This window comes from Methylosinus sp. DMC45, assembly GCF_056313885.1.
Window position 1 is genome coordinate 26,393 of sequence record NZ_JBQUZK010000035.1, and the last position, 19,131, is coordinate 45,523.

General features: G+C 65.4%; 21 protein-coding genes. 6 read left to right on the forward strand and 15 right to left on the reverse strand.

All coding sequences use genetic code 11. From position 1 onward, the window contains the following. The first annotated feature begins 58 nt into the window (after positions 1-58). On the forward strand, positions 59-1,126 hold the full coding sequence (locus tag ACT53T_RS08255; protein WP_476160855.1) for an FUSC family protein: 1,068 nt from the start codon (positions 59-61) through the stop codon (positions 1,124-1,126). Between the two features lie 67 nt (positions 1,127-1,193). Next, positions 1,194-2,075, forward strand: coding sequence for a tetratricopeptide repeat protein (locus ACT53T_RS08260; RefSeq protein ID WP_400768218.1), 882 nt, complete (start codon positions 1,194-1,196; stop codon positions 2,073-2,075). On the opposite strand, the gene ACT53T_RS08265 is transcribed toward ACT53T_RS08260, so the two are convergent. The 10 genes from ACT53T_RS08265 to ACT53T_RS08310 form a co-directional block, all read right to left on the reverse strand. Continuing rightward, positions 2,047-3,018 carry a type II secretion system F family protein gene (locus ACT53T_RS08265; RefSeq protein WP_400768219.1) on the reverse strand — a complete coding sequence of 324 codons (972 nt, stop codon included), beginning with the start codon at positions 3,016-3,018 and terminating at the stop codon, positions 2,047-2,049. The two genes, ACT53T_RS08260 and ACT53T_RS08265, sit on opposite strands and share 29 nt — an antisense overlap. Before the next feature lie 36 nt (positions 3,019-3,054). After that, positions 3,055-4,026, reverse strand: a complete 972-nt coding sequence (locus ACT53T_RS08270) for a type II secretion system F family protein (RefSeq protein WP_018265741.1) — start codon at positions 4,024-4,026, stop codon at positions 3,055-3,057. Between the two features lie 16 nt (positions 4,027-4,042). Continuing rightward, positions 4,043-5,479 (reverse strand): CpaF family protein, encoded by a 1,437-nt coding sequence (locus tag ACT53T_RS08275; RefSeq protein ID WP_476160856.1) that lies wholly within the window; start codon positions 5,477-5,479, stop codon positions 4,043-4,045. Between the two features lie 32 nt (positions 5,480-5,511). Next, positions 5,512-6,765, reverse strand: coding sequence for a CpaE/TadZ family protein (locus ACT53T_RS08280; RefSeq protein WP_476160857.1), 1,254 nt, complete (start codon positions 6,763-6,765; stop codon positions 5,512-5,514). Continuing rightward, a complete protein-coding gene (locus ACT53T_RS08285; RefSeq protein ID WP_476160858.1) occupies positions 6,765-7,490 on the reverse strand; it encodes a CpaD family pilus assembly protein in 726 nt (241 codons plus the stop codon). The genes ACT53T_RS08280 and ACT53T_RS08285 overlap by 1 nt, the downstream gene beginning before the upstream one ends. Before the next feature lie 20 nt (positions 7,491-7,510). Beyond that, positions 7,511-8,992, reverse strand: a complete 1,482-nt coding sequence (locus ACT53T_RS08290; RefSeq protein ID WP_400768228.1) for a type II and III secretion system protein family protein — start codon at positions 8,990-8,992, stop codon at positions 7,511-7,513. 31 nt (positions 8,993-9,023) lie between these two features. Further along, the gene (gene cpaB / locus ACT53T_RS08295; protein ID WP_476160859.1) at positions 9,024-9,812 is read right to left on the reverse strand and encodes a Flp pilus assembly protein CpaB; all 789 of its coding nucleotides are present in this window, start codon (positions 9,810-9,812) and stop codon (positions 9,024-9,026) included. Positions 9,813-9,967: 155 nt separating this feature from the next. Then, a complete protein-coding gene (locus ACT53T_RS08300) occupies positions 9,968-10,474 on the reverse strand; it encodes an A24 family peptidase (protein ID WP_400768231.1) in 507 nt (168 codons plus the stop codon). Positions 10,475-10,613: 139 nt separating this feature from the next. Further along, complete coding sequence (locus tag ACT53T_RS08305) at positions 10,614-10,778, reverse strand: Flp family type IVb pilin (protein WP_400768232.1); 165 nt, start codon at positions 10,776-10,778, stop codon at positions 10,614-10,616. 142 nt (positions 10,779-10,920) lie between these two features. After that, positions 10,921-11,085, reverse strand: a complete 165-nt coding sequence (locus tag ACT53T_RS08310; protein ID WP_018265749.1) for a Flp family type IVb pilin — start codon at positions 11,083-11,085, stop codon at positions 10,921-10,923. Positions 11,086-11,319: 234 nt separating this feature from the next. Here ACT53T_RS08310 and ACT53T_RS08315 point away from each other — a divergent pair, with 234 nt between their 5' ends. The 3 genes from ACT53T_RS08315 to ACT53T_RS08325 all read left to right on the forward strand — a co-directional run bounded on the left by ACT53T_RS08315 (position 11,320) and on the right by ACT53T_RS08325 (position 13,243). Then, complete coding sequence (locus ACT53T_RS08315) at positions 11,320-11,787, forward strand: pilus assembly protein N-terminal domain-containing protein (RefSeq protein WP_400768234.1); 468 nt, start codon at positions 11,320-11,322, stop codon at positions 11,785-11,787. Positions 11,788-11,864: 77 nt separating this feature from the next. Then, complete coding sequence (locus ACT53T_RS08320; protein ID WP_476160860.1) at positions 11,865-12,494, forward strand: TadE/TadG family type IV pilus assembly protein; 630 nt, start codon at positions 11,865-11,867, stop codon at positions 12,492-12,494. Beyond that, positions 12,491-13,243, forward strand: a complete 753-nt coding sequence (locus tag ACT53T_RS08325) for a TadE/TadG family type IV pilus assembly protein (protein ID WP_476160861.1) — start codon at positions 12,491-12,493, stop codon at positions 13,241-13,243. Before ACT53T_RS08320 ends, ACT53T_RS08325 begins: the two co-directional genes overlap by 4 nt. Positions 13,244-13,248: 5 nt before the next feature. Here the strand turns inward: ACT53T_RS08325 and ACT53T_RS08330 are convergent, their stop codons facing one another. Further along, positions 13,249-14,748: a phosphomannomutase/phosphoglucomutase gene (locus tag ACT53T_RS08330; RefSeq protein WP_476160862.1), complete on the reverse strand. Its 1,500-nt coding sequence runs from the start codon at positions 14,746-14,748 to the stop codon at positions 13,249-13,251. A gap of 611 nt (positions 14,749-15,359) precedes the next feature. Here ACT53T_RS08330 and ACT53T_RS08335 point away from each other — a divergent pair. After that, complete coding sequence (locus ACT53T_RS08335) at positions 15,360-15,899, forward strand: cytochrome b (protein WP_476160863.1); 540 nt, start codon at positions 15,360-15,362, stop codon at positions 15,897-15,899. A gap of 42 nt (positions 15,900-15,941) precedes the next feature. Here ACT53T_RS08335 and ACT53T_RS08340 read toward each other — a convergent pair whose 3' ends face one another. The 4 genes from ACT53T_RS08340 to ACT53T_RS08355 form a co-directional block, all read right to left on the reverse strand. Beyond that, positions 15,942-16,715 (reverse strand): DUF4261 domain-containing protein, encoded by a 774-nt coding sequence (locus tag ACT53T_RS08340; protein ID WP_476160864.1) that lies wholly within the window; start codon positions 16,713-16,715, stop codon positions 15,942-15,944. Between the two features lie 129 nt (positions 16,716-16,844). Further along, the gene (locus ACT53T_RS08345) at positions 16,845-17,687 is read right to left on the reverse strand and encodes an SAM-dependent methyltransferase (RefSeq protein WP_476160865.1); all 843 of its coding nucleotides are present in this window, start codon (positions 17,685-17,687) and stop codon (positions 16,845-16,847) included. Then, positions 17,684-18,730 (reverse strand): glycosyltransferase family 4 protein, encoded by a 1,047-nt coding sequence (locus tag ACT53T_RS08350; RefSeq protein WP_476160866.1) that lies wholly within the window; start codon positions 18,728-18,730, stop codon positions 17,684-17,686. Before ACT53T_RS08350 ends, ACT53T_RS08345 begins: the two co-directional genes overlap by 4 nt. Further along, complete coding sequence (locus ACT53T_RS08355) at positions 18,727-19,125, reverse strand: 6-pyruvoyl trahydropterin synthase family protein (protein ID WP_018265760.1); 399 nt, start codon at positions 19,123-19,125, stop codon at positions 18,727-18,729. The genes ACT53T_RS08350 and ACT53T_RS08355 overlap by 4 nt, the downstream gene beginning before the upstream one ends. Positions 19,126-19,131: the final 6 nt, after the last annotated feature.

Genomic DNA, 19,131 nt, shown 5'->3' on the forward strand with positions numbered 1-19,131 from the left:
TTTGCGGCTTTTTAGCACCAAGACACGGAGGACACGAAGACGTTATAGGACTCGGCCCATGGAAATCGGTCCACTCTCCCGCTATCGCGCCCAGCTCGCGCTCGGCGCAAGGATCACGATCGCCGCTGTCGCGACGCTCGGCATCGGCCATCTCCTCGGCACGCCGATGATTTTATGGGCCGTGCTGACCGCGGTCATCCTCACGCAAATGAGCGTCGGCCGCTCGGTCAAGGCGACGATCGACTATTCCTTCGGCACGCTGGGCGGCGCGATCTACGCCGGCCTCGTCTCCAATTACGTCGCCGGCGCGAGTGAGCCGACGCTGCTGCTTCTGCTCGCTCTCGCCATAGCGCCGCTCGCCCTGCTCTCGGCTTTGACGCCGCGCTTTTCCGTCGCGCCGGCGACCGGCGTCATCGTCGTGCTCGCGCCGACCCTCACCCATGCGACCGCCTTCCACTCGGCCTATGATCGCGTGCTCGAGGTGGCGCTCGGCGGCGGCGTCGCCCTCGTCGTGTCGCATCTCGTCTTTCCCGCCCGCGCCCGCATTCTCGCGCTCGAGGCCGGCGCCGAAATGCTCGCCGTCATGGCCGAGGCGCTGCCTCGGCTCTTCTCGGGCTTTGCCCAGCCGCAGGACCCGGAAGCGATTCGCGATCTCCAGCGCGGCGTCGGCGACGCCTTCGCCCGTCTCGACAAGATGGAGCAGGAGGCGCGTCACGAGCGCATCGTCTTCCTCGAGGCCGAGCCCGATCTGGCGCCGCTGCTGCGCGCCCTGCTGCGCATGCGTCATGATCTGGTGATGATCGGCCGCGCCGCCGTCACGCCCTTGCCGGAGCGGCTGCGTCCGCGCCTCGAGACTTTGCTCGCGACGATCGCCGACGAGGCCGCCGCCCAGCTTCTCGAGAGCGGCGCCGCGCTGACCGGCGCGCGCGCGCCGGTCCCGAGCAAGTCATTGGACGCCGCCTTCGACGCTTATTCGCGAGAGATATCGACGCTCCGAGAAGAAGGAATCCTCCGCAGCCTTCCGGTGGAGCAGGTGGAGCATGTCTTCGCGCTCGGCTTCGCGCTCGAGCAATGGCGCGGCGATCTCGACGATCTCGGCCGCCGGATCGCCGAGCGCGCCCGTTAAGGAAGCGGCAAGGTTAACGATTTATTGCTCGACCCTGACGGTTCAACCGCAAGAGAGGGGTCGCCCGATGTTCCCGTCCCATTTCGTCGCGACGCGCCGCAAAGGCGCGCCGAGCGCGCTCGTGATTTGCGCCCTGGTCGCGCTCGGCGGCTGCGCGCAGCCGCTCACCGACGTCACCGGATCGATCGGCGCGACGCGACGCGCCGAGCTGCCGACCGACGAGGCCGAGCTGCGCCGCTTCGCCGACGAATGGGGTCGTCGCTTCGACGCCGACCCCAAGAACAAATCCGTCGCGCTCACCTACGCCAAGGCGCTGCATGCGCTGGATCGCAACGCCCAGGCGGTCGCCGTGCTGCAAGGCCTCGCCATTCGCTATCCAGACGATCTCTCCGTGCTGGGCGCCTATGGCAAATCGCTCGCCGACGCCGGACGCCTGCGCGACGCCGCCGATGTGCTGTCGCGCGCCCATACGCCGGAGCGGCCCGATTGGACCGTGCTCTCCGCGCAAGGCTCGATCGCCGATCAGCTCGGCAATCATGAAGAAGCGCGCGAATATTATCAGACCGCATTGAAGATCAAGCCCAATGACCCGAAGGTGCTCTCAAATCTCGGGCTCTCCTATGCGCTCTCCAAGCAGCTGCCGCAGGCCGAGAGCACATTGCTGACCGCCGCCTCGCAGCCGACGGCGGACATGCGCGTGCGCCAGAATCTCGCGCTCGTGCTGGCGCTGCAGGGCAAGTTCGAAGAAGCGGAGAGCTGGTCGCGCCACGATCTCGCGCCGATCGACGCCGCGGCCAATGTCGCCTCGATTCGCCAGATGATCGCGCAATCCAACAGCTGGCGCGAGATTCAGAGCTATAGCGAGAAGACCAAGCGAAAGAGCGCCGAAGCGCCCGCGCCGCGCGCCCGGCTCGGCGCGCTCACCAGCTCTGCGACATCACCTGAATAATCGCCGGCGCCATCACGACGACCATCAGCACCGGCAAAAAGAAGACGATCATCGGCACTGTGAGCTTGGGCGGCAGCGCCGCGGCCTTGCGCTCGGCCTCCGCCATGCGCATGTCGCGGCTCTCCTGCGCTGTGACGCGCAGCGCGCGGCCGAGCGGCGTGCCGTATTTCTCCGCCTGAATGAGCACGGTGGAAATCTGCTTCACGCTCTCGAGCCCGGTGCGCGCCGTCAGATTCTGATAGGCCTGACGGCGATCCGGCAAATAGGAGAGCTCGGCCGTCGCCAACGCGAATTCCTCGGCGAGCGGGGCCGAGCGCACGCCGATCTCCTGCCCCACCTTGCGAAAAGCGTGATCGACCGACATGCCCGATTCGACGCAGATCAGCATCAGATCGAGGGCGTCGGGAAAAGCAATGCGCATGCTCTGCTGCCGCTTGGCGATCGTGTTGCTGATGAACAGCTCCGGCGTCTTCACCCCGAGATAGGTCGCGAAGATCACAATGCCCGCCTTGGTGAGCATGGGCCAATCGGAATCGTCGAGCACGACGAGATAGAAGACCGCAAAGAGCGCGAAAGCGATCGGCGTCACCAGCCGGAAGAACAAAAAGGTCACTTCCGCCTGCGGACCGCGATAGCCGGCCGAGGCGAGACGCAGCTTGGCGTCGTCGGTGTTGAGCCATGTCGTCAAGGAGAAGCGGTCGACGACATTCTTCATATATTGCTTGGGCTGGTAGCGCAGTCCGCCGCCGTCCGCCTTCGCCGCCGCGCGCTCGCGCGCTCTGATGCGCTCGCGCTCATTGGCGACGCTCTTCATGCGCTTGGCCAATGTGTCGCTCTGCATGAAGGTCGCGCCCAGCGACCATATGGTGGCGATGACCGCCGTTGCGACGATGAGGCTGAACATCAGCCGCCCATTGGTCGCCAGCTTGACGATCTGCTCCATGACCTCGTGCCCCCTCGCTCGACGCGGCGCATACGCTCAAATATCGAAGTCGATCATCTTCTGCATGATGAAGACGCCGATCGCCATCCAGAGCAGGCTCGCTCCGATGATGATGTTTCCGACCGTCGTGTTGAAAAGCACGCTGATATAGGCCGGATTGGTAAACCAGACGACGAGGCCGACGAGAAACGGCAGGCTGCCGATGATGCCCGCCGACGCCTTGGCCTCCGCCGACATGGCCTTCACCTTGGCCTTCATTTTCTTGCGCTCGCGCAGCACGGCGGCGAGATTGGTGAGCGCCTCGGAGAGATTGCCGCCCGCCTTTTGCTGCAGGCTGATGACGATCGAGAAGAACGACGCCTCCGCCACCGGCACCCGATCGGCGAAGCGCTCCGTCGCCTCGGCGATCGACAGGCCGATCGTCTGCGATTCGACGATCTGGCGAAACTCGCTGCGCACCGGCTCCGCCGCCTCGCCCGCGATCATGCGAAAGCAATCGGCGACCGGCAGGCCGGCCTTCACGCCACGAATGATGATATCGACGGCGCCGGGAAATTCGGCGATGAATTTCGCGATGCGCCGACGCGCGAGAAAGCCCAGCAGCCAATGCGGCGCGCCGACGCCGGCGACGACGCCCGCGCCGAGCGCCACCAGCGGATCCGAGTTGAAGACGAAGACGAGGAAAGCGATGAGCAGGCCGAAACCCGCCGATGCGGCGAGAAAAATCGGGCGCGTCGTCGTCAGCCCCGCTTGCGCGATGCGCTGCTCGAGCGTCACCTTGGCTTTCTTCTTGGTCTCGACGTCCTTCAGGCTCTCCTGAATCAGCTTGCGTCGCTTGGCCGGATCGCCGTTCCGCGCGTCGCGACGGCGGTCGGAAGAGGACATCAGCGCCGCTGTGCGTTTCTGCGCCTGAATCTCGCCGGAGAGATAGGGATAGACGAAAGCGTACATCACTCCGCCGGCGGCGCAGGCGACGAGAAGCGCAGAGAGCAGCGATTGGCGATCCATTTTCTGGCCCTCGCGACTAATTTTCGTCGTCGATGACAGTGGCGGCGTCGAGCGCCGCGGCGAGCCTGTTCTCCTCGCCATAGTAGCGCGCGCGCTCCCAGAAGCGCGGCCGTCCGACGCCGGTGGAACGATGCCGACCGATGATGCGGCCATTGGCGTCCTCGCCGACGATCTCATAAACGAAGAGATCCTGCAGCGTGACGACGTCCGCCTCCTGGCCCAGCACCTCGGTGATATGGGTGATGCGGCGCGAGCCGTCGCGAAGGCGCGCCGCCTGCACGATAATGTCGATCGACGAGACGATCATGTCGCGGATTGTCTTGGCCGGCAGCGAGAAGCCGCCCATTGTGATCATGGATTCGAGACGGCCCAGCGCCTCGCGCGGCGAGTTGGCGTGCAGCGTGCCCATCGAGCCGTCATGGCCCGTGTTCATCGCCTGCAGAAGATCGAAAGCCTCCGGTCCGCGAACCTCGCCGACGATGATACGTTCGGGACGCATGCGCAGGCAGTTCTTCACGAGATCGCGCATCGTCACCGCGCCCTGCCCTTCCAGATTGGGCGGACGCGTCTCCAGGCGCACCACATGCGGCTGCTGAAGCTGCAATTCCGCCGCGTCCTCGCAGGTGATCACACGCTCGTCGGTGTCGATGGAGTTGGTGAGGCAGTTGAGCAGCGTCGTCTTGCCGGAGCCCGTGCCGCCGGAGATCAGCACATTGCAGCGCACGCGGCCGATGATTTTCAGCACCTCGCCGCCTTCGGGCGAAATGGAGGCGTAGCGGATGAGCTGATCGAGAGTGAGCTTGTCCTTGCGGAACTTACGAATGGTGAGCGCCGGGCCGTCGATCGCCAGCGGCGGCGCGATGACGTTGACGCGAGAACCGTCGAGCAAGCGCGCGTCGCAGATCGGCGAGGATTCGTCGACGCGGCGGCCGACCTGGCTGACGATGCGCTGGCAGATGTTCATCAGCTGGGAATTGTCGCGGAAGCGGATGTTGGTGAGCTGAATCTTGCCGCCGACTTCTATATAGGTCTTGGCGGCGCCGTTCACCATTATGTCGGCGATGTCGTCGCGCATGAGCAGCGGCTCCAGCGGGCCATAGCCGAGCACGTCGTTGCATATATCCTCGAGCAGCTCCTCCTGCTCGGCGATCGACATCACGACATTCTTGATCGCGACGATCTCATTGACGATGTCGCGGATCTCGTCGCGCGCGCTCTCGGGCTCCAGCTTGGAGAGCTGCGCGAGATCGATCGCCTCGATGAGCGCGCCGAAGATCATGCTCTTCGTCACGTAATATTGTTCCGAGCGCTTCTGCTCGGGAGGCGCCGCGATCGTCACGCTCGCCTCGGGCGCAGCGGCGGGCGTCGGCGCCTTGCTCGCCGGCGCCGCCTGCTGTGTCGAACGCGCTGTCGCTGTCTGCGCCGTTCCGACGTTCGTCCGCTTTCCGAACATGCGATCTCCTCGTTACGCTCAGTCGCCGCTCGTCAGCCGGCCAGCTTTCGTGACAAACGATCGAGCAGCGGCGCCAATAATCCGCTCTTGACCTTGCGGCTCACGGCGCGCCCCGTCACCTCGCGGCCGAGCGCGTCGAACTGCTCGATGATCTTGGCGCCGGGGTCGACCTCGGCGATCATCTGCCCATTGTTGGACGCCGCGCCGAACAGCTTCGGATCGAAGGGAATGATCGCCGACGGCTCCATCTCGATGGCCTTGGCGAAATCCGCCACCGCTATCTCCGGCCGCTTCGGCACGCCGACGAAATTCAATACGAGCTTGGGCGGCGAGTCGTTCTGGCGCGCGACACGCAGCTGATCGATGAGCGTCTTGGCGTTGCGCAAATTGGCGAGATCGGGCGCCGCGACGATCGCCACCTCATCGGCGCCGATCAGCATGCGCTTCGTCCAGGCAGACCATTGATGCGGAACGTCGAGCACGGTGCAGGGCGCGGTGGCGCGCAGCGTGTCCACGATCGCGTCGAATGCGGTCTCCGGCAGATCATAGAGACGATCGACCGTCGCCGGCGCGGCGAGCAGGCTGAGCTGCTCGCTGCATTTGGACAGCAGGCGATCGATGAGGTTGGCGTCCACGCGATCCGGCGCGAACACGGCTTCCGCGACGCCTTGCGGCGGGTCCTGGTTGAAATCCAGCCCGGCGGTGCCGAAGGGGAGATCGAGATCGGCGACGACCGTCTGCATCTGCAGCGCGCGCGCGATCGACCAAGCGAGGTTATGCGCGACGCAGGAGGAGCCGACTCCGCCCTTGGCGCCGGCCACGGCGACGATGCGGCCCAGCGCCTCTGCGCTGTTGTTATAAAGATCGGAGATGCGCGAGATGAAGCCGAGCACGTCGATCGGCGCGACGATATAGTCGCTGACGCCGCGCGCCATCAGCGCGCGATACAGCGATATGTCGTTGACATGGCCGAGCACGACGACCTTGGTGCCGGAGTCGCAGGACTCCGCCAGCGTCTCCAGCTGACCGATGAGCGTCTGACGCTCGCCGATCGCCTCGAGCACGATCAGATTCGGCGTCGGCGCCGATCGGAAGGCCTCGATCGCGGCCGCGACGCCGCCCATGTGAACCTTGACATGCGCCTTGTCCATGCGGCGGTCCACGGCGGCGGAATTCACCACCGCAACGGCGTCGGGCGTCTCGCAGAACGCCTGCACGGAAATGCGCGGCAAGGGAGCGATCTGCGCCGCCGCGTCGCTCTCCGCCATTGCCGACTGCTCTTTCATCAACCGCCTCCAACCGAGCTGATATTCGTGCCCTTGACGTTCCAGTTCGTCGCCGGATCGATGCCTTTGCGCACATTGCCGATGGCGCGCATGCGCGACTCGACGTCGGCCGGCGTTTCGCCGCGCGGCGCGACGAGATCGCGCGGATCGTCGATTTGCGCCGCCAGCGTCGTCTGGCTCGCGCAGCCGAAATTCCAATAAGTGGTGTTGTCCCACCCTTGCAGCGAGCTCGCCGATGCGAGATCGGCGGGCCATTCGCCGCAGCGTCCCGCGACTTTCGCGCGAACGCCCTGGAAGGACAGACGCACAGGCGCCGCGAGATTGGGATCGGTCACCGGATAGGAGGCGACATAGACGGCGCCGGAGACGCCGCTCTCCGCCAATATGCGTTTCACCGCATCGACGCCGCCGCGCACGGCGAGCTGATCTTTCGCTCCGGTCGGCGCGAGCAGCGTGATCTGACCATGGCCGAAGCGGCGATAGCGCAGCACGAAATCGCGAATGCGCCCGGTGGTCGCATAGTCGATGCGAGCCGACGGCAGCACGTCGATGGAGGTGCTGGCGTCCGCGAGCACGACGGGATGACGGTCGCGATAGTCTTGCGCGACGGCGGGCGCCGGCAGCGTTCTGTTCACGCCGCAGCCGGCGAGAGGCGCCATTGCGGCGAGGCACGCGAGCCTCGTTCCAAAGGCTTTGAGTTTCGCGCTGTTCAGTCGGATAGACATGTTTACCGCTCCTCGCGCGCTCAGTCCTGAATGAAGCCGACGCGGCCCTTCAGGCGCGGAACCGCTTGCGGATGTTGGGGATTGGCGTAGAGCCGATTGACGCGGCCGAGCAGCCAGGCCTGCGGATCGCTGGCGTCAGCGAAGCCGTCGTCCGGCCGCGCCACATCGCGCGCCTGGATCGAGCGCGCGATGAAGGGCGTGACGATGATGAGCAGCTCGGTCTCGTTGCGCAGATAATCGCGCGAACGGAACAGCGTTCCGAGCACCGGCAGATTGATGAGGCCCGGCAGGCCGTTGATCGCCTGATCGGACTTCTGCTGCAGCAGGCCCGCGGTGGCGATGGAGCCGCCGGACGGAAGCTCGACGCTCGTCTCGTTCTTGCGAGTCTTGAAGCCGGGAACGGTCACGCCATTGTAGGTCTGCGCGCCCTGATAATCGACCTCGGTCACTTCCGTCGCGAGATGCAGGAGAATGCGGCCTTCGGCGAGCACAACGGGCGTGAAGTTCAGCGACACGCCATATTGCTTGAACACGATGCCGACCGTGCAGAGGATCGAGCCGCTGATGCAATTGCCATTGCCGGGCACCGCGACCTCGCCGCCGACGGTGAATTTCGCCGACTCGCCGGAGACCGCTGTGACGGTCGGCTCGGCGAGGATGCGCGAGACGCCGTAGCGCTCATAGGCCTGCAGAGTCGCAGAGGTGCTGTTGGGGCCATTGAGGCTCAAAGCGCTCGAGGTGAGAGCGGAATTGATGGCGAAAGGGTTTTCCTGAACCAGCTTGCCCCAGCCGCCCGACAAGATCGCCTCGCCGCCGGATTTGGCGGAGACGCCCAGCTGCTTGATCACGCGGCGCTGCACTTCGGCGACCGTGACCTTCAGCATCACCTGATCTTGCGTGCTGATGGTGAGCGCGTTGACGACGAGGCCGTCGCCGCCCGCGCCATTGCCCTGGGCGGAGGACGAGCGCGCGGCGAAGCCCTTGGCGATGTCGACGGCGCGCTGCGCCTCCGAGGCGGACTCGACCGTGCCGGTCAGAATGATCGTGTCATTGACCGTGCGTGCGGTGATGTTCGATTTGGGTAGAGCGGCGCGCAGCAGCGGCCCGAGCTCGCCGACGTCGCGGCCGATGCTGATCTCGAGATTGGCGATCTGCCGCCCGGCGCGGTCGAGCGCGAAAATCGTCGTCTGGCCCGTTTCCGCGCCCATGATGTACAGCTTGCGCGCCGAGCGAGCGACCGCATTGGCGACCTTCGGATTGCCGACGACGATCTCCGACGCCTCCGCCGGAAGATCGACGATGATCGACTTGCCGACGCCCATGGCGATACGTCGCGACATCATCGCCTCCGCGCTCGACTGGACGCCCCCTTTTTCCTGGCCAGACGCCGGAATGGCTCCGAGCGACGCCCCGGCGAACGCGAGCATCGCGAGCGCCGCCGCCCCCGACAGCCGACGCGCCGACCTGCCCATATCCGTCGTTCCGCGTTCGATTTTCGCCATGTGGCGCCGTCCTTCGATGAGCTGCATCGCCTCAGCGCGTGCGCATGGTTGTTGGGAAGCCGAAGCGCACGACCGTCAATGAATCGTCCGCCGCCGAAGCGCGCTTGTCGTCATCATGCGCATCCGCCATCGAGCGCAGCATGAGCGCCAATTGGCCGGTGCGCTGAGCGAGAATGACGAGCTCGGCCTGCCGCGGCTCGAGATCGAGCGTGGCGGTCGCGCCGGTCACGACGGATTCGCCATTCTTCGTCTCGACCATCGGCCCGATCGCCATCACGCGCACATTGGTGAGAATGACTTCCGACGAGAGATCGGCGGAGCCGCCTTCACGGCCGCGATCGCTGTCGCGATAGGTGCGCATCACATCGACATGATCATTCGGAAGAATGAAGCCGCCCGCCGTCGTATTGGGCGAGATGTCGATGGCGACCGCCCGATGGCCAGCGGGAAGCAGAGTGGACATCAGGCCCGCGGTCGGACCCTTGACCAGACGCTCGCGCCGCACCGGCTCGCCATTGGAGATCGGATTGCGGACGTAGGAGCCCTGCAGATCCTCCTTGGCGTTCGGCGCCTCGCTCTTGCGCAGCACGCCCTGCGGCACCGCGCCCATCGGCCAATCGATCCAATTGGTGTCCGGCTCGCCGAGCGCGGTTCCATAGGAGAGATCGCGCGTCGCCACGAGAACCTTGTCGGTCGGCGGCGGCGTGGGGATCATCTGAACGATCTTCGGCGCCTCTGGCGGCGATCCGTTCATCATCAGGAAGGCCCCGCCGCCCGCCACGACGGCGACGCCGAGAACCACGATCTGCGCCTTGTTCATCTGCTTCCAGTCCGATCGCCCCGGCTAGAGCGGAGCATTCCGAATGAAAGCGGAAAAACGTCAAATTATGGTTAATCGCCGGTAAGACGACAGGCTCTTTCGCATTGCGAAGCCCATGTGTCTCGCGGCTCTCGGCGAAGAGCCGAGCGACAAGGTCATGCGGCGGCGAGCAACGCCCAGAGCTGAGAATTGGGATAGACGACGACGCCGGCGATCGCGAGCGCCACGCCGTAAGGAACGCCCTCGGCGGCGTCGCAAAGATGGGCGAGGCGCGGCGATTGGGCGACGAAGCGCGGCTCGAATCGGCGCAGCGCGAGAATCGCTATGGTCAGCGCGCCGCCGGCCAGAGAGGCGATGAGCGCATAATCGGCGAGCTGCTCGAAGCCGAGCCACAGCGCCGTCGCGGATGCGAGCTTTGCGTCGCCGCCACCCATCCAGCCGCGATTGAACATCAGGAAGGTCGCAGCGAGCACCGCCGCCCCGCAGGCGACATGCGACGCAACGCTGTCGAGCGGCATGCCGAGCCATGCGGCGAAAATCGCAAACAGCGCGATGAGCGCCAAGGAGACGCGATTGGGAATCGTCATGGTGAGGAGATCGGCGAAGGCCGAAAACGCCATAAGGGCAGGAAAGAGGATTAGCGCGGCGGCGGCTGCGATCATCAGTGTCGTTCCTGTCGCCGCGCCTTTCTCTTTTGCGACAAAGGCGCCTCTCGAAGTCGTTTCGGCGCGCTCGGATGAGCGCGCGATTCGCGCGACGCGCGGCGAGGAGCCGACGCGCGCGCACGATTCGGGCGATCACTCAGCTGAGGTTCTGAGCGATCTTGTTGAAAGTCTCCGACAGATTGCTGCCGACGAGCTTTACGGCGGTAATGATAATGACCGAAATCAGAGCGCCGATGAGGCCGTATTCGATAGCCGTGGCGCCCGACTCATTGTCCAGGAATTTCAAGACCGACAATTTCATCGCCTTCTCCCAATATAGGGCGTCGCAATTGGCCGCCCGTGCGCCGAGCCGGCCGGCTCCGTTCACGAGCCGGCCTTCGGCGAAAATGCGCGCATTGAAATGATCTCGGCGCGGGGGCGACGAGATCAGCGCCCGTCAGACCTCAGCTCAGATTCTGAGCGATCTTGTTGAAGGTCTGCGACAGGTTGCTGCCGACGAGCTTCACTGCGGTGATGATGATGACGGAGATCAGCGCGCCGATCAGGCCGTATTCGATGGCGGTCGCGCCGGACTCGTCCTTAACGAACCGCGAAAACAAGCTCTTCATACTCGTGCTCCTCGCTCTTTTGACTGAGTTCGGCGGCGTCGCTCGATCGAGCCCGTTCGCCGGACAGGACGAGACCCTACGTAGAACTTCTTGCAAACGCGTTAATCGCATCATCGACCTATGAAGCTCACGGCGCGAAACGTCGATCCACCTCATTTTCAGCAATGATTCACTATTACGTGGTTTTGTTCGACACGAAGCCTCGCAAAGGCGATGATTGTTCAGAGGTGCGTGATGCGCTCGACTCGTTTCCATGGATATTTGGCATTATTGGTCGGCGCGACCGTCACCGCCGGCGTCGCTATGGCGCGCGAGGGCGAAAGACGCGGCGTTTTCGTGGACGTTGACCGCGCTCGCGTGGTGCGCATGCCGGAAGGCGCGCAAACGCTGATTATCGGAAATCCGCTCATCGCCGATGTGACGATGCTCAAGACCAATCGTCTCATGGTCGTCACCGGAAAAAGCTTCGGCTCGACCAATCTCATCCTGCTCGATCCGACGGGCAATCAGGTCGGCGAGGAGATCATCACCGTCACCCAGCCGATGGACAAGCTCGTCGTGCTGCGCGGCTCGCGCCGCGAATCCTACGCTTGCGCGCCCGATTGCGCGCCGGCCGTCGATCTCGGCGACGACAAGGATTATACGGCGCGCGTTCTCGAGGCGGTGAAGCAGCACGAGGGCTCGTCCTCGCCCAAGCGCTGACGGACGTCGCCGAAGGCGCGCATGGGAGATCAAAAGGGGCGGCTGCGAAACGCCCTTTCGGGCCATGGGTTCGAGGCATGAGCGGAGACGAAAATTTGTCGCGACGGCCGACGCGCCGATTCGCCGCGGGCGCAATTCGCTTCGGGCGCGACCGGAACGGGGCGCTCGCGGTCGAGTTCGCCATGGTGCTCGTGCCGATGCTCGGGCTGCTCGGCGCGATTTTCGAGACGGGAATCGTCTATTTCAAGAGCCAGCAGCTGCAGGTGACGACCATTCATGCGAGCCGCGCCGTGCTGACGCACAGCCTCGCCAACATGACCTATCAGAATTTCATCGACAAATATGTCTGCACTTGGCAGGCCAGCGGCGTCGTCGCGGCCGGCACGTTGAGCAAATCCTTCGACTGCTCGAAGATTCTCGTCGATATCGCCGATGTCGGCAATGGCAAGGACTGGTCGAGCGCGTCGACCTCCAATACCTTCTATTCCAATCCTCCGGCGGCGAGCTCGACGATCACGATGCCGGCCTCCGGCCATGTCGCCGTCGTGCGCATCGTCTATCCCATGCCGGCAGTGACGGCGATTCTCACCGGCGGCATTTTGACCGGCATAACGCTGGGCAAGACGACGGGCGGAGAGGTCACATTCAATAGCCGATGGACGCATCTGCTGTTCGGCGTCGCCGCTTTTCGCGTGGAGCCGACATGAGCGCTTCGTCGGCCGAGCGCCGCGACGCGCGCGCCTGGCTGCGCGAGGAGCGCGCCTTCGCGGCTGTGGAATTCGCGCTCACGCTGCCGCTGGTGCTGGTGATCTATCTCGGCCTCGCGGAGCTGGCGCTCGGGCAGCGCGCGAGCCAGAGGCTCGATCTCGTCGCGCATACGCTCTCGGATCTCGCCGCGCAGCAATTGAAAGGCGGCTCCAATTCCGGCCAGGCCGGAATGGACGAGGATACGATTCAGGCAATTTTTTCCGCCGCGACGACGCTGATGTCGCCGCTGCCGACCACCACTCTCAAAATGACCATCTCGGAGGTCACGGTCGTCGCCGACGCCACGCAGACGAGCGGCTTCAAGGCAAGCGTGAGCTGGACCGTCGCCAAGAATTCGGGCACGCTGCGCCCGTGCAAGATCAATGGCGTCGCCAAGCTGAACGCGGCCGATGTCGCGCCTATCGATCCCAATTCCATGCCGACGAGCTATACGAGCGCGAAATCGGTGACGCTGGCCAACGCCGGCGGCGGCACGACGACGACCAGCGTGACGCCGACCATCGGCTCGATCATCGTCGCCGATGTGAGCTACAGCTATCAGCCCTCATTCAGCCGCACGATCACCTGGCTGAAGTCGGCGGCGCCGTTGATGTCGCGCACCAGCTATTCGCCGGTGCGCAACACCTACAGCCCCAATCATGTTCAATATTACATGACGAGCGGAACCAACTGCTCCACGTCGCCCTGACGCGCTCAGATCGTCTGATTATAGGCGCCGACCTCGGGATTCTCGCGCAGCACGGCGTCCACCGCATGGAACATCTCGCGCATGCGCGCCTCCGACACCGGACTCTCGACGACGACGACCAGCTCCGGCTTGTTCGATGAGGCGCGCACCAGTCCCCAGGTGCCGTCGGCGGTCGTCACGCGCACGCCATTGACGGTGACGAGATCGCGAATCTTCTGCCCGGTGAAGGCGACGCCATCGGCCTCCATCTTCTGGAAGCGCGCGATCACCTTGTCGACGACGCCATATTTCGTCTCGTCGGCGCAATGCGGCGACATGGTGGGCGAGCCCCAGGTCTTGGGCAGAGCGGCGTAGAGATCGGACATGGACTTGCTCGGATTGCGATCGAGCATCTGCAGCACATGCACCGCCGTCAGCAGACCGTCGTCATAGCCGCGGCCGACCGGGGCGTTGAAGAAGAAGTGGCCGGACTTCTCGAAGCCGGCGAGCGCCTTCAGCTCGGTCACGCGGCGCTTGATGTAGGAATGGCCGGTCTTCCAATAATCGGCCTTCACATTGCGCGAGATGAGCTCGGGATCGGTCGCGAACAATCCGGTCGACTTCACGTCGACGACGAAGGTCGCGCCGGGATGCAGCTTGGAGAGATCGCGCGCCAGCATCACGCCGATCTTATCGGCGAAAATCTCCTCGCCCGTATTGTCGACGACGCCGCAGCGATCGCCGTCGCCGTCGAAGCCGAGGCCGACATCGGCGCCGCTCTCGCGCACCTTGTCGGCCATGGCGTGCAGCATATGCAGATCTTCGGGGTTGGGATTGTAATGCGGGAAATTATAGTCGAGCTCGGTGTCGAGTGGCACGACCTCGCAGCCGATGCGCTCCAGCAGCTTGGGCGCGAAGGCGCCGGCCGTGCCATTGCCGCAGGCCGCGACCACCTTCAGCTTGCGGGAGAGCGTCACGCCGGAAGCGAGATCGTCGAGATAACGCGCGCCGAAATTCTCGACATAGCGATAGGAGCCGCCCTCGGCGGAACGGAAGGCGCCGGCGAGCACGATCTCCTTGAGGCGCGTCATCTCCACGGGGCCGAAGGTCACGGGACGCTGCGCGCCCATCTTCACGCCGGTCCAGCCATTGTCATTGTGCGAGGCCGTGACCATGGCGACGGCGGGGACATCCAGCGCGAATTGCGCGAAATAGGCCATGGGCGAGAGCGCGAGGCCGATATCGTGCACGCGCACGCCGGCGGCCATCAGGCCGGTGATCAGCGCAAGCTTTATGGAGGCGGAATAGGCGCGATAGTCGTGGCCGGTGGCGAGCTCCAGCGGCACGCCCATCTCATGGAGCAGCGTGCCCAATCCGAGGCCGAGCGCCTGCACCCCCATGAGGTTGAGCTCCTTCTCGAACAGCCAGCGCGCGTCATATTCGCGAAAGCCCGTCGGCTTCACGAGCGGCGTCGTCTCATAGGCGTAAGTGTTCGGGGCGAGATCGGAAACGGGGGTCGGAAACATCGCATCTCCTAAAGGACGAACCTCGGTTCGCATGCACATAAGGGAAAAACGCCGCCGCGCCAAACCTCGGCGCGTCGTTCCGCCGCGCGGCGCCGGCGGACCGAACGAAATATCTGACGCACCTGCCCGGCTTCCGATCCATCGGGACAAAAAAATCAATCAGGACGCGAATAGGCGCGACATCGGCCGAGCAACGGCGGAGGACGAATTCAGCGGCGTTTCATACGGATATGAAATCGAGCGCCGATTTATGACCGTTTTACGTCGGCGAGCCGAAAAATATCGAAAATATTCTTTGCGCCGCGCTCTGCGTTCTCGGCTGCGCCATTGCGCCGGCAGCCCTGCGACGGCTGCAGCGAGAAAAGCGCGGCGAACCATCGTGGGTTCGCCGCGCCGGCCGCCTGGCGCACATGGGGGACGCGCCAGGCTAGCTCTCGATGACTCTGGAGAGTCAAAACGCTTTTCGGGGAGATCGGAGCGCGGTTCAGCTATAGGCCAGGACGCCGTTATAGTCAACTATTCCTATGGTATTTACATGGTAATTCAGAGACCGATTGCGCATTCGCGGCGGCTGCGCGATCATCGCCGCCGCGACGGCACGGAGGATTCGCATGGTCGAGCGACAGCCCTATTCGCCTCTCGCCAAGGCGCTGCATTGGATCATCGCCGCCCTGGCGCTGACGTCCCTGCCGACAGGCATAGTGATGGCCGATCTCGACGAGGGGCCGTTGCAGAACAATCTCTTCGTGCTGCACGAGTCGCTCGGCGTCATCGTGCTGGCTCTGATGCTTCCCAGGCTTCTCGCGCGGCTGCGCCATCGGCCAGGCTCCAGCGCCGATCTGACCCCGGCCGAGCGCATCGTCTCGAAGGCGACGCATCGCGGGCTCTATCTGCTGCTGATCGCGACGCCCATCGTCGGCTGGCTGGCGCTGTCGGCCTATGGCCTCGGGCCGAGCTTCTTCTGGCTCGGCCATCTCCCCGCGCTCCTCGCCAAGAACGAGCCGCTGTCGAAGCAGCTCTTCGAGCTGCATGAGAGTCTCGGCTGGGCCTTGCTGGCGCTGATCGCGCTGCATGTCGCCGGCATCATCCGCCATCGCATCGCCGGCGACGAGGTGATCTGGCGCATGCTTCCCGAGGCTTGGCGCAAATAGCGAAGCGCGGGGACGGCCGACGCCTCCCCGCCGATCGCGCCGTCAGGCGTGGCCCTGCGTCGGGAAATACAGCCGGTAGACTTTCTGCCCCGGCGCCACGACGGATTCCTCATGCCGCACGATGATCTTCGTGTCGGCGTCCGGGCCGATGGTCTCGCCATCGCCGAGCACCGCGCCGGCGTCGACGAGATAAGCGGCGATATCGATCAGAAAGCCGTTCAGCTCGCTGGGATCGTCCTTATAGCCGCGGGTCTCGATCTCCATCAGGCCGAAAGCCGTGAGGCCTTTGGTGATGGCCGAAACGCCGCCGTCCGGGTCGCGACCGAGCGCCACCGCGACGAGGAAGGGGATCGGCGGCTGGTCGCCGCTTTTCGACACCACCTCGGCGACGAGCGCGGCCGGCCAGAGAGCGTCGGAGCCGGCAAAATGCACGGCGCAAGCGGCGGGCGTCGCCTCGATGACCGCCGAGACGGCGCGGCCGAGCAGGAGCGAGCGGGTCTTGGCGTCGGCGCCGCCGGTCACGGCAACCACCACATGGCCGGCATGGCCTTCGATCGCCGGCCAGACATCCTTCCAATGCCAGGCGTAGGCGACGCAAGGATCGTCCTCGGCGATGGGCGCCGGCGCCGCCACGCCGCCGATGGCCAGCATGGCGCCGTCAGCGAGAAACAAGCTGGTTCCGCCGGGGATTTCCTTGTCCGGCGTCTGCGCCTGCGGCAAATGCCGCCGGATCGCGGCGGCGAGCGCCTCCCCCTCGGGAAGCAGCCCATCCTTCGAGAGGACGAGCGCGAGCATTGTGTCATTGGGGGCGGCCATTCTGGGCTCCGGGTGAAAGGTGAGAATTGACGCGAGAGGCCGAAGCGGACTCTCCGCCCGATTGCCCCATGTCGGGAACCATTTCCTTTCTAGCACAGATGGCGCCATGGCCGCGCCGACGTCCCGGCCTCAACCGCCCTTCGGCCGCGCGAAGAGATCCGAATGTCCGATCTCGCAGGCCTCGGCCGCCCGACGGGCGCGACGCCAATCCTCGACGATCCCGGCCGAAACCTCCCCGGTCTCGGCCACGGCCGCCGCCGAGCCCTCGGCGAGAGCGGCGATGAGCGCCGCTTCCCCCGCGCCGAGCCGCCAGGGGCTCGGCGCCGTCTCGACGCTATAGCCGAGCGCCTCCAGCGCTTTCGCCAGCAATTCCGCCGCGCGCGGCCCGGCGGCAGGTCCAAAACCCTTGTCGCTCGCCTGATGGCGGTGGAAGGCGGCGAGCATCGGGGCGTCATCGACGTGCGGCGGCGTCCAGCGCTCCTCGCCGGAATAGCTCAAAATCGCATAGAGCGGCAGGCGGCGCGCCGCGATCTGCTCCGCGAAGGCCTCGAGCCATTGCGCCGAGACGAGATCGAAAAAAGCCGCCGAGGTCACGAGATCGATCGTTCCGTCGAGCGCCGCCCCTGCCCCGCCGGAGAGATCGGCGATCCGAAACGCGACCTCGAGTCGCCGCGCGCCCTTGGAGAGGATCAGCGTCTCGCCCTCCTCCGCAGCGTCGGCCCAGGCGATGAGGCGCGCTCGCGCGGCGGCGAGCAGCGCCGGATCATGATCGACGAGACGCCATTTCTGGCGCGCCGGCAGATGCTCGGCGAGGCCGCGGAGATTGGAGCCGGCCCCGCAGGCGAGATCGACGATGGTCAGAGACTCGCGATCGGCGAAGGCGCGCGCGACGCTCGCGCGCAGGATGGGATTGCGCGCTGCGTGGTCGGCGCTCTCGCGCAGATCGAGCCATTCGGCCGAGAAACCGCTCACGCCAGCCCCCTCGTCACGTCCGCGATGATGCGCGCCGTCTCTTCCCAGCGCGGCAGCGCCTGCCCCGCGCGCCAAGAGGCCTCGGCGAGCCGCGCCCGCAAGGCCGAATCCGCAATGATCGCGCGCAGAGAATCGCGCAGCGCGGCCACATCCCCCGGCAGGATTTTCAGCGTGGCGCTATCAGGGATTGTGTCGCCCGCAGCTCCGCCCGTCGTCGCGACGATGGGCAGCCCGCGCGCCAGCGCCTCGGCGAGCGCCATGCCATAGCCCTCATGAAGCGATGCGGAGACGAAGACATCGGCGCTATGATAGGCCGTGTCAAGCGCATCGCCGGAAAGCTCGCCGCGCAGAACGATGCGTCCGCCGAGCCCCTTCGCTTCTATGAGCTGCGCGAGATCGGCCGCCGTCTGGGGAGAATGTTGGGCGCCGCCAACGATGGCGAGGCGCCAGTCGAGATCGGAAAGGCCGCTCAGCGCCTCGACCAGAAGATGGAACGCCTTGCGCGGAATAATCGAGCCCACGGCGAGCAGCGCTGGCGCGCCGCCCGAGCCTCTTGCGCGCTCGGCCGGATCGGTTCCCGGCGGAGCGATGGTCAGCTTGCGCTCCGCCACGCCGAAAGCGCGGATCAGCGTCTTACCCGTATGCGCGCTGGTGGCGATCACATGAGCGGCGCGGGCCAGCGCCCGCCGCTCGCTCTCGCGCAGGGCCGCCGCGCGCTCCGGCGCGAGGCCCGCCTCGAGGCAGAGCGGATGATGGCAGAGCGCCACGATCGGCGCCGCAATGGACGCGATCGCCGTCTCGGAAAGCGCGCCATAGGCGAGGCCGTCGATGAGCGCGACGTCGTCCGCTGTCAATTCACCGTCGAAAGCAGCGGCGACGGCGCGCTCCTCCGCGGCCGTCGGATGCGGAAATCCTCCCGGCAGAGCGAGATGGACCGCCGCGACGCCCTGCCGCGCCAATTCCGCGAGCACGCGGCGGTCATAGCCATAACCGCCGGTCCTCGCCTCTATGTCTCCCGGAATGGCGAAGACGATACGCCTCACACAGCGCCCTCGAACCAAGCGCGGGCGACATGGGACTCGTGCAGCGTCACGCGAATGCGCGAGATGCCCTCGCCGCCCGGCCCGAGCGCGCCCGAGCGGGCGGCGGCGGCCATGGCGTCGAAAATATGCCGCGAGAGAAATTCGGTCGTCGTCTGCCGGCCCTTGAACTGCTCGATCTCATCGAGATTTTGATAGTTCAGCGGCGCCAGCGTCGCCTTCAGCGCGTCATGGGCGCGGCCGATGTCGACCACCACCTCGTCGACGGTGAGCGTCTCGCGAAAAAACGCCACATCGACGACGAAGGTCGCGCCGTGAAGGCGCTGCGCCGGGCCGAACAGCTCGCCCTTGAAGCTATGGGCGATCATGATGTGGTCGCGGACTTCGACTGCGTACATTTTCTT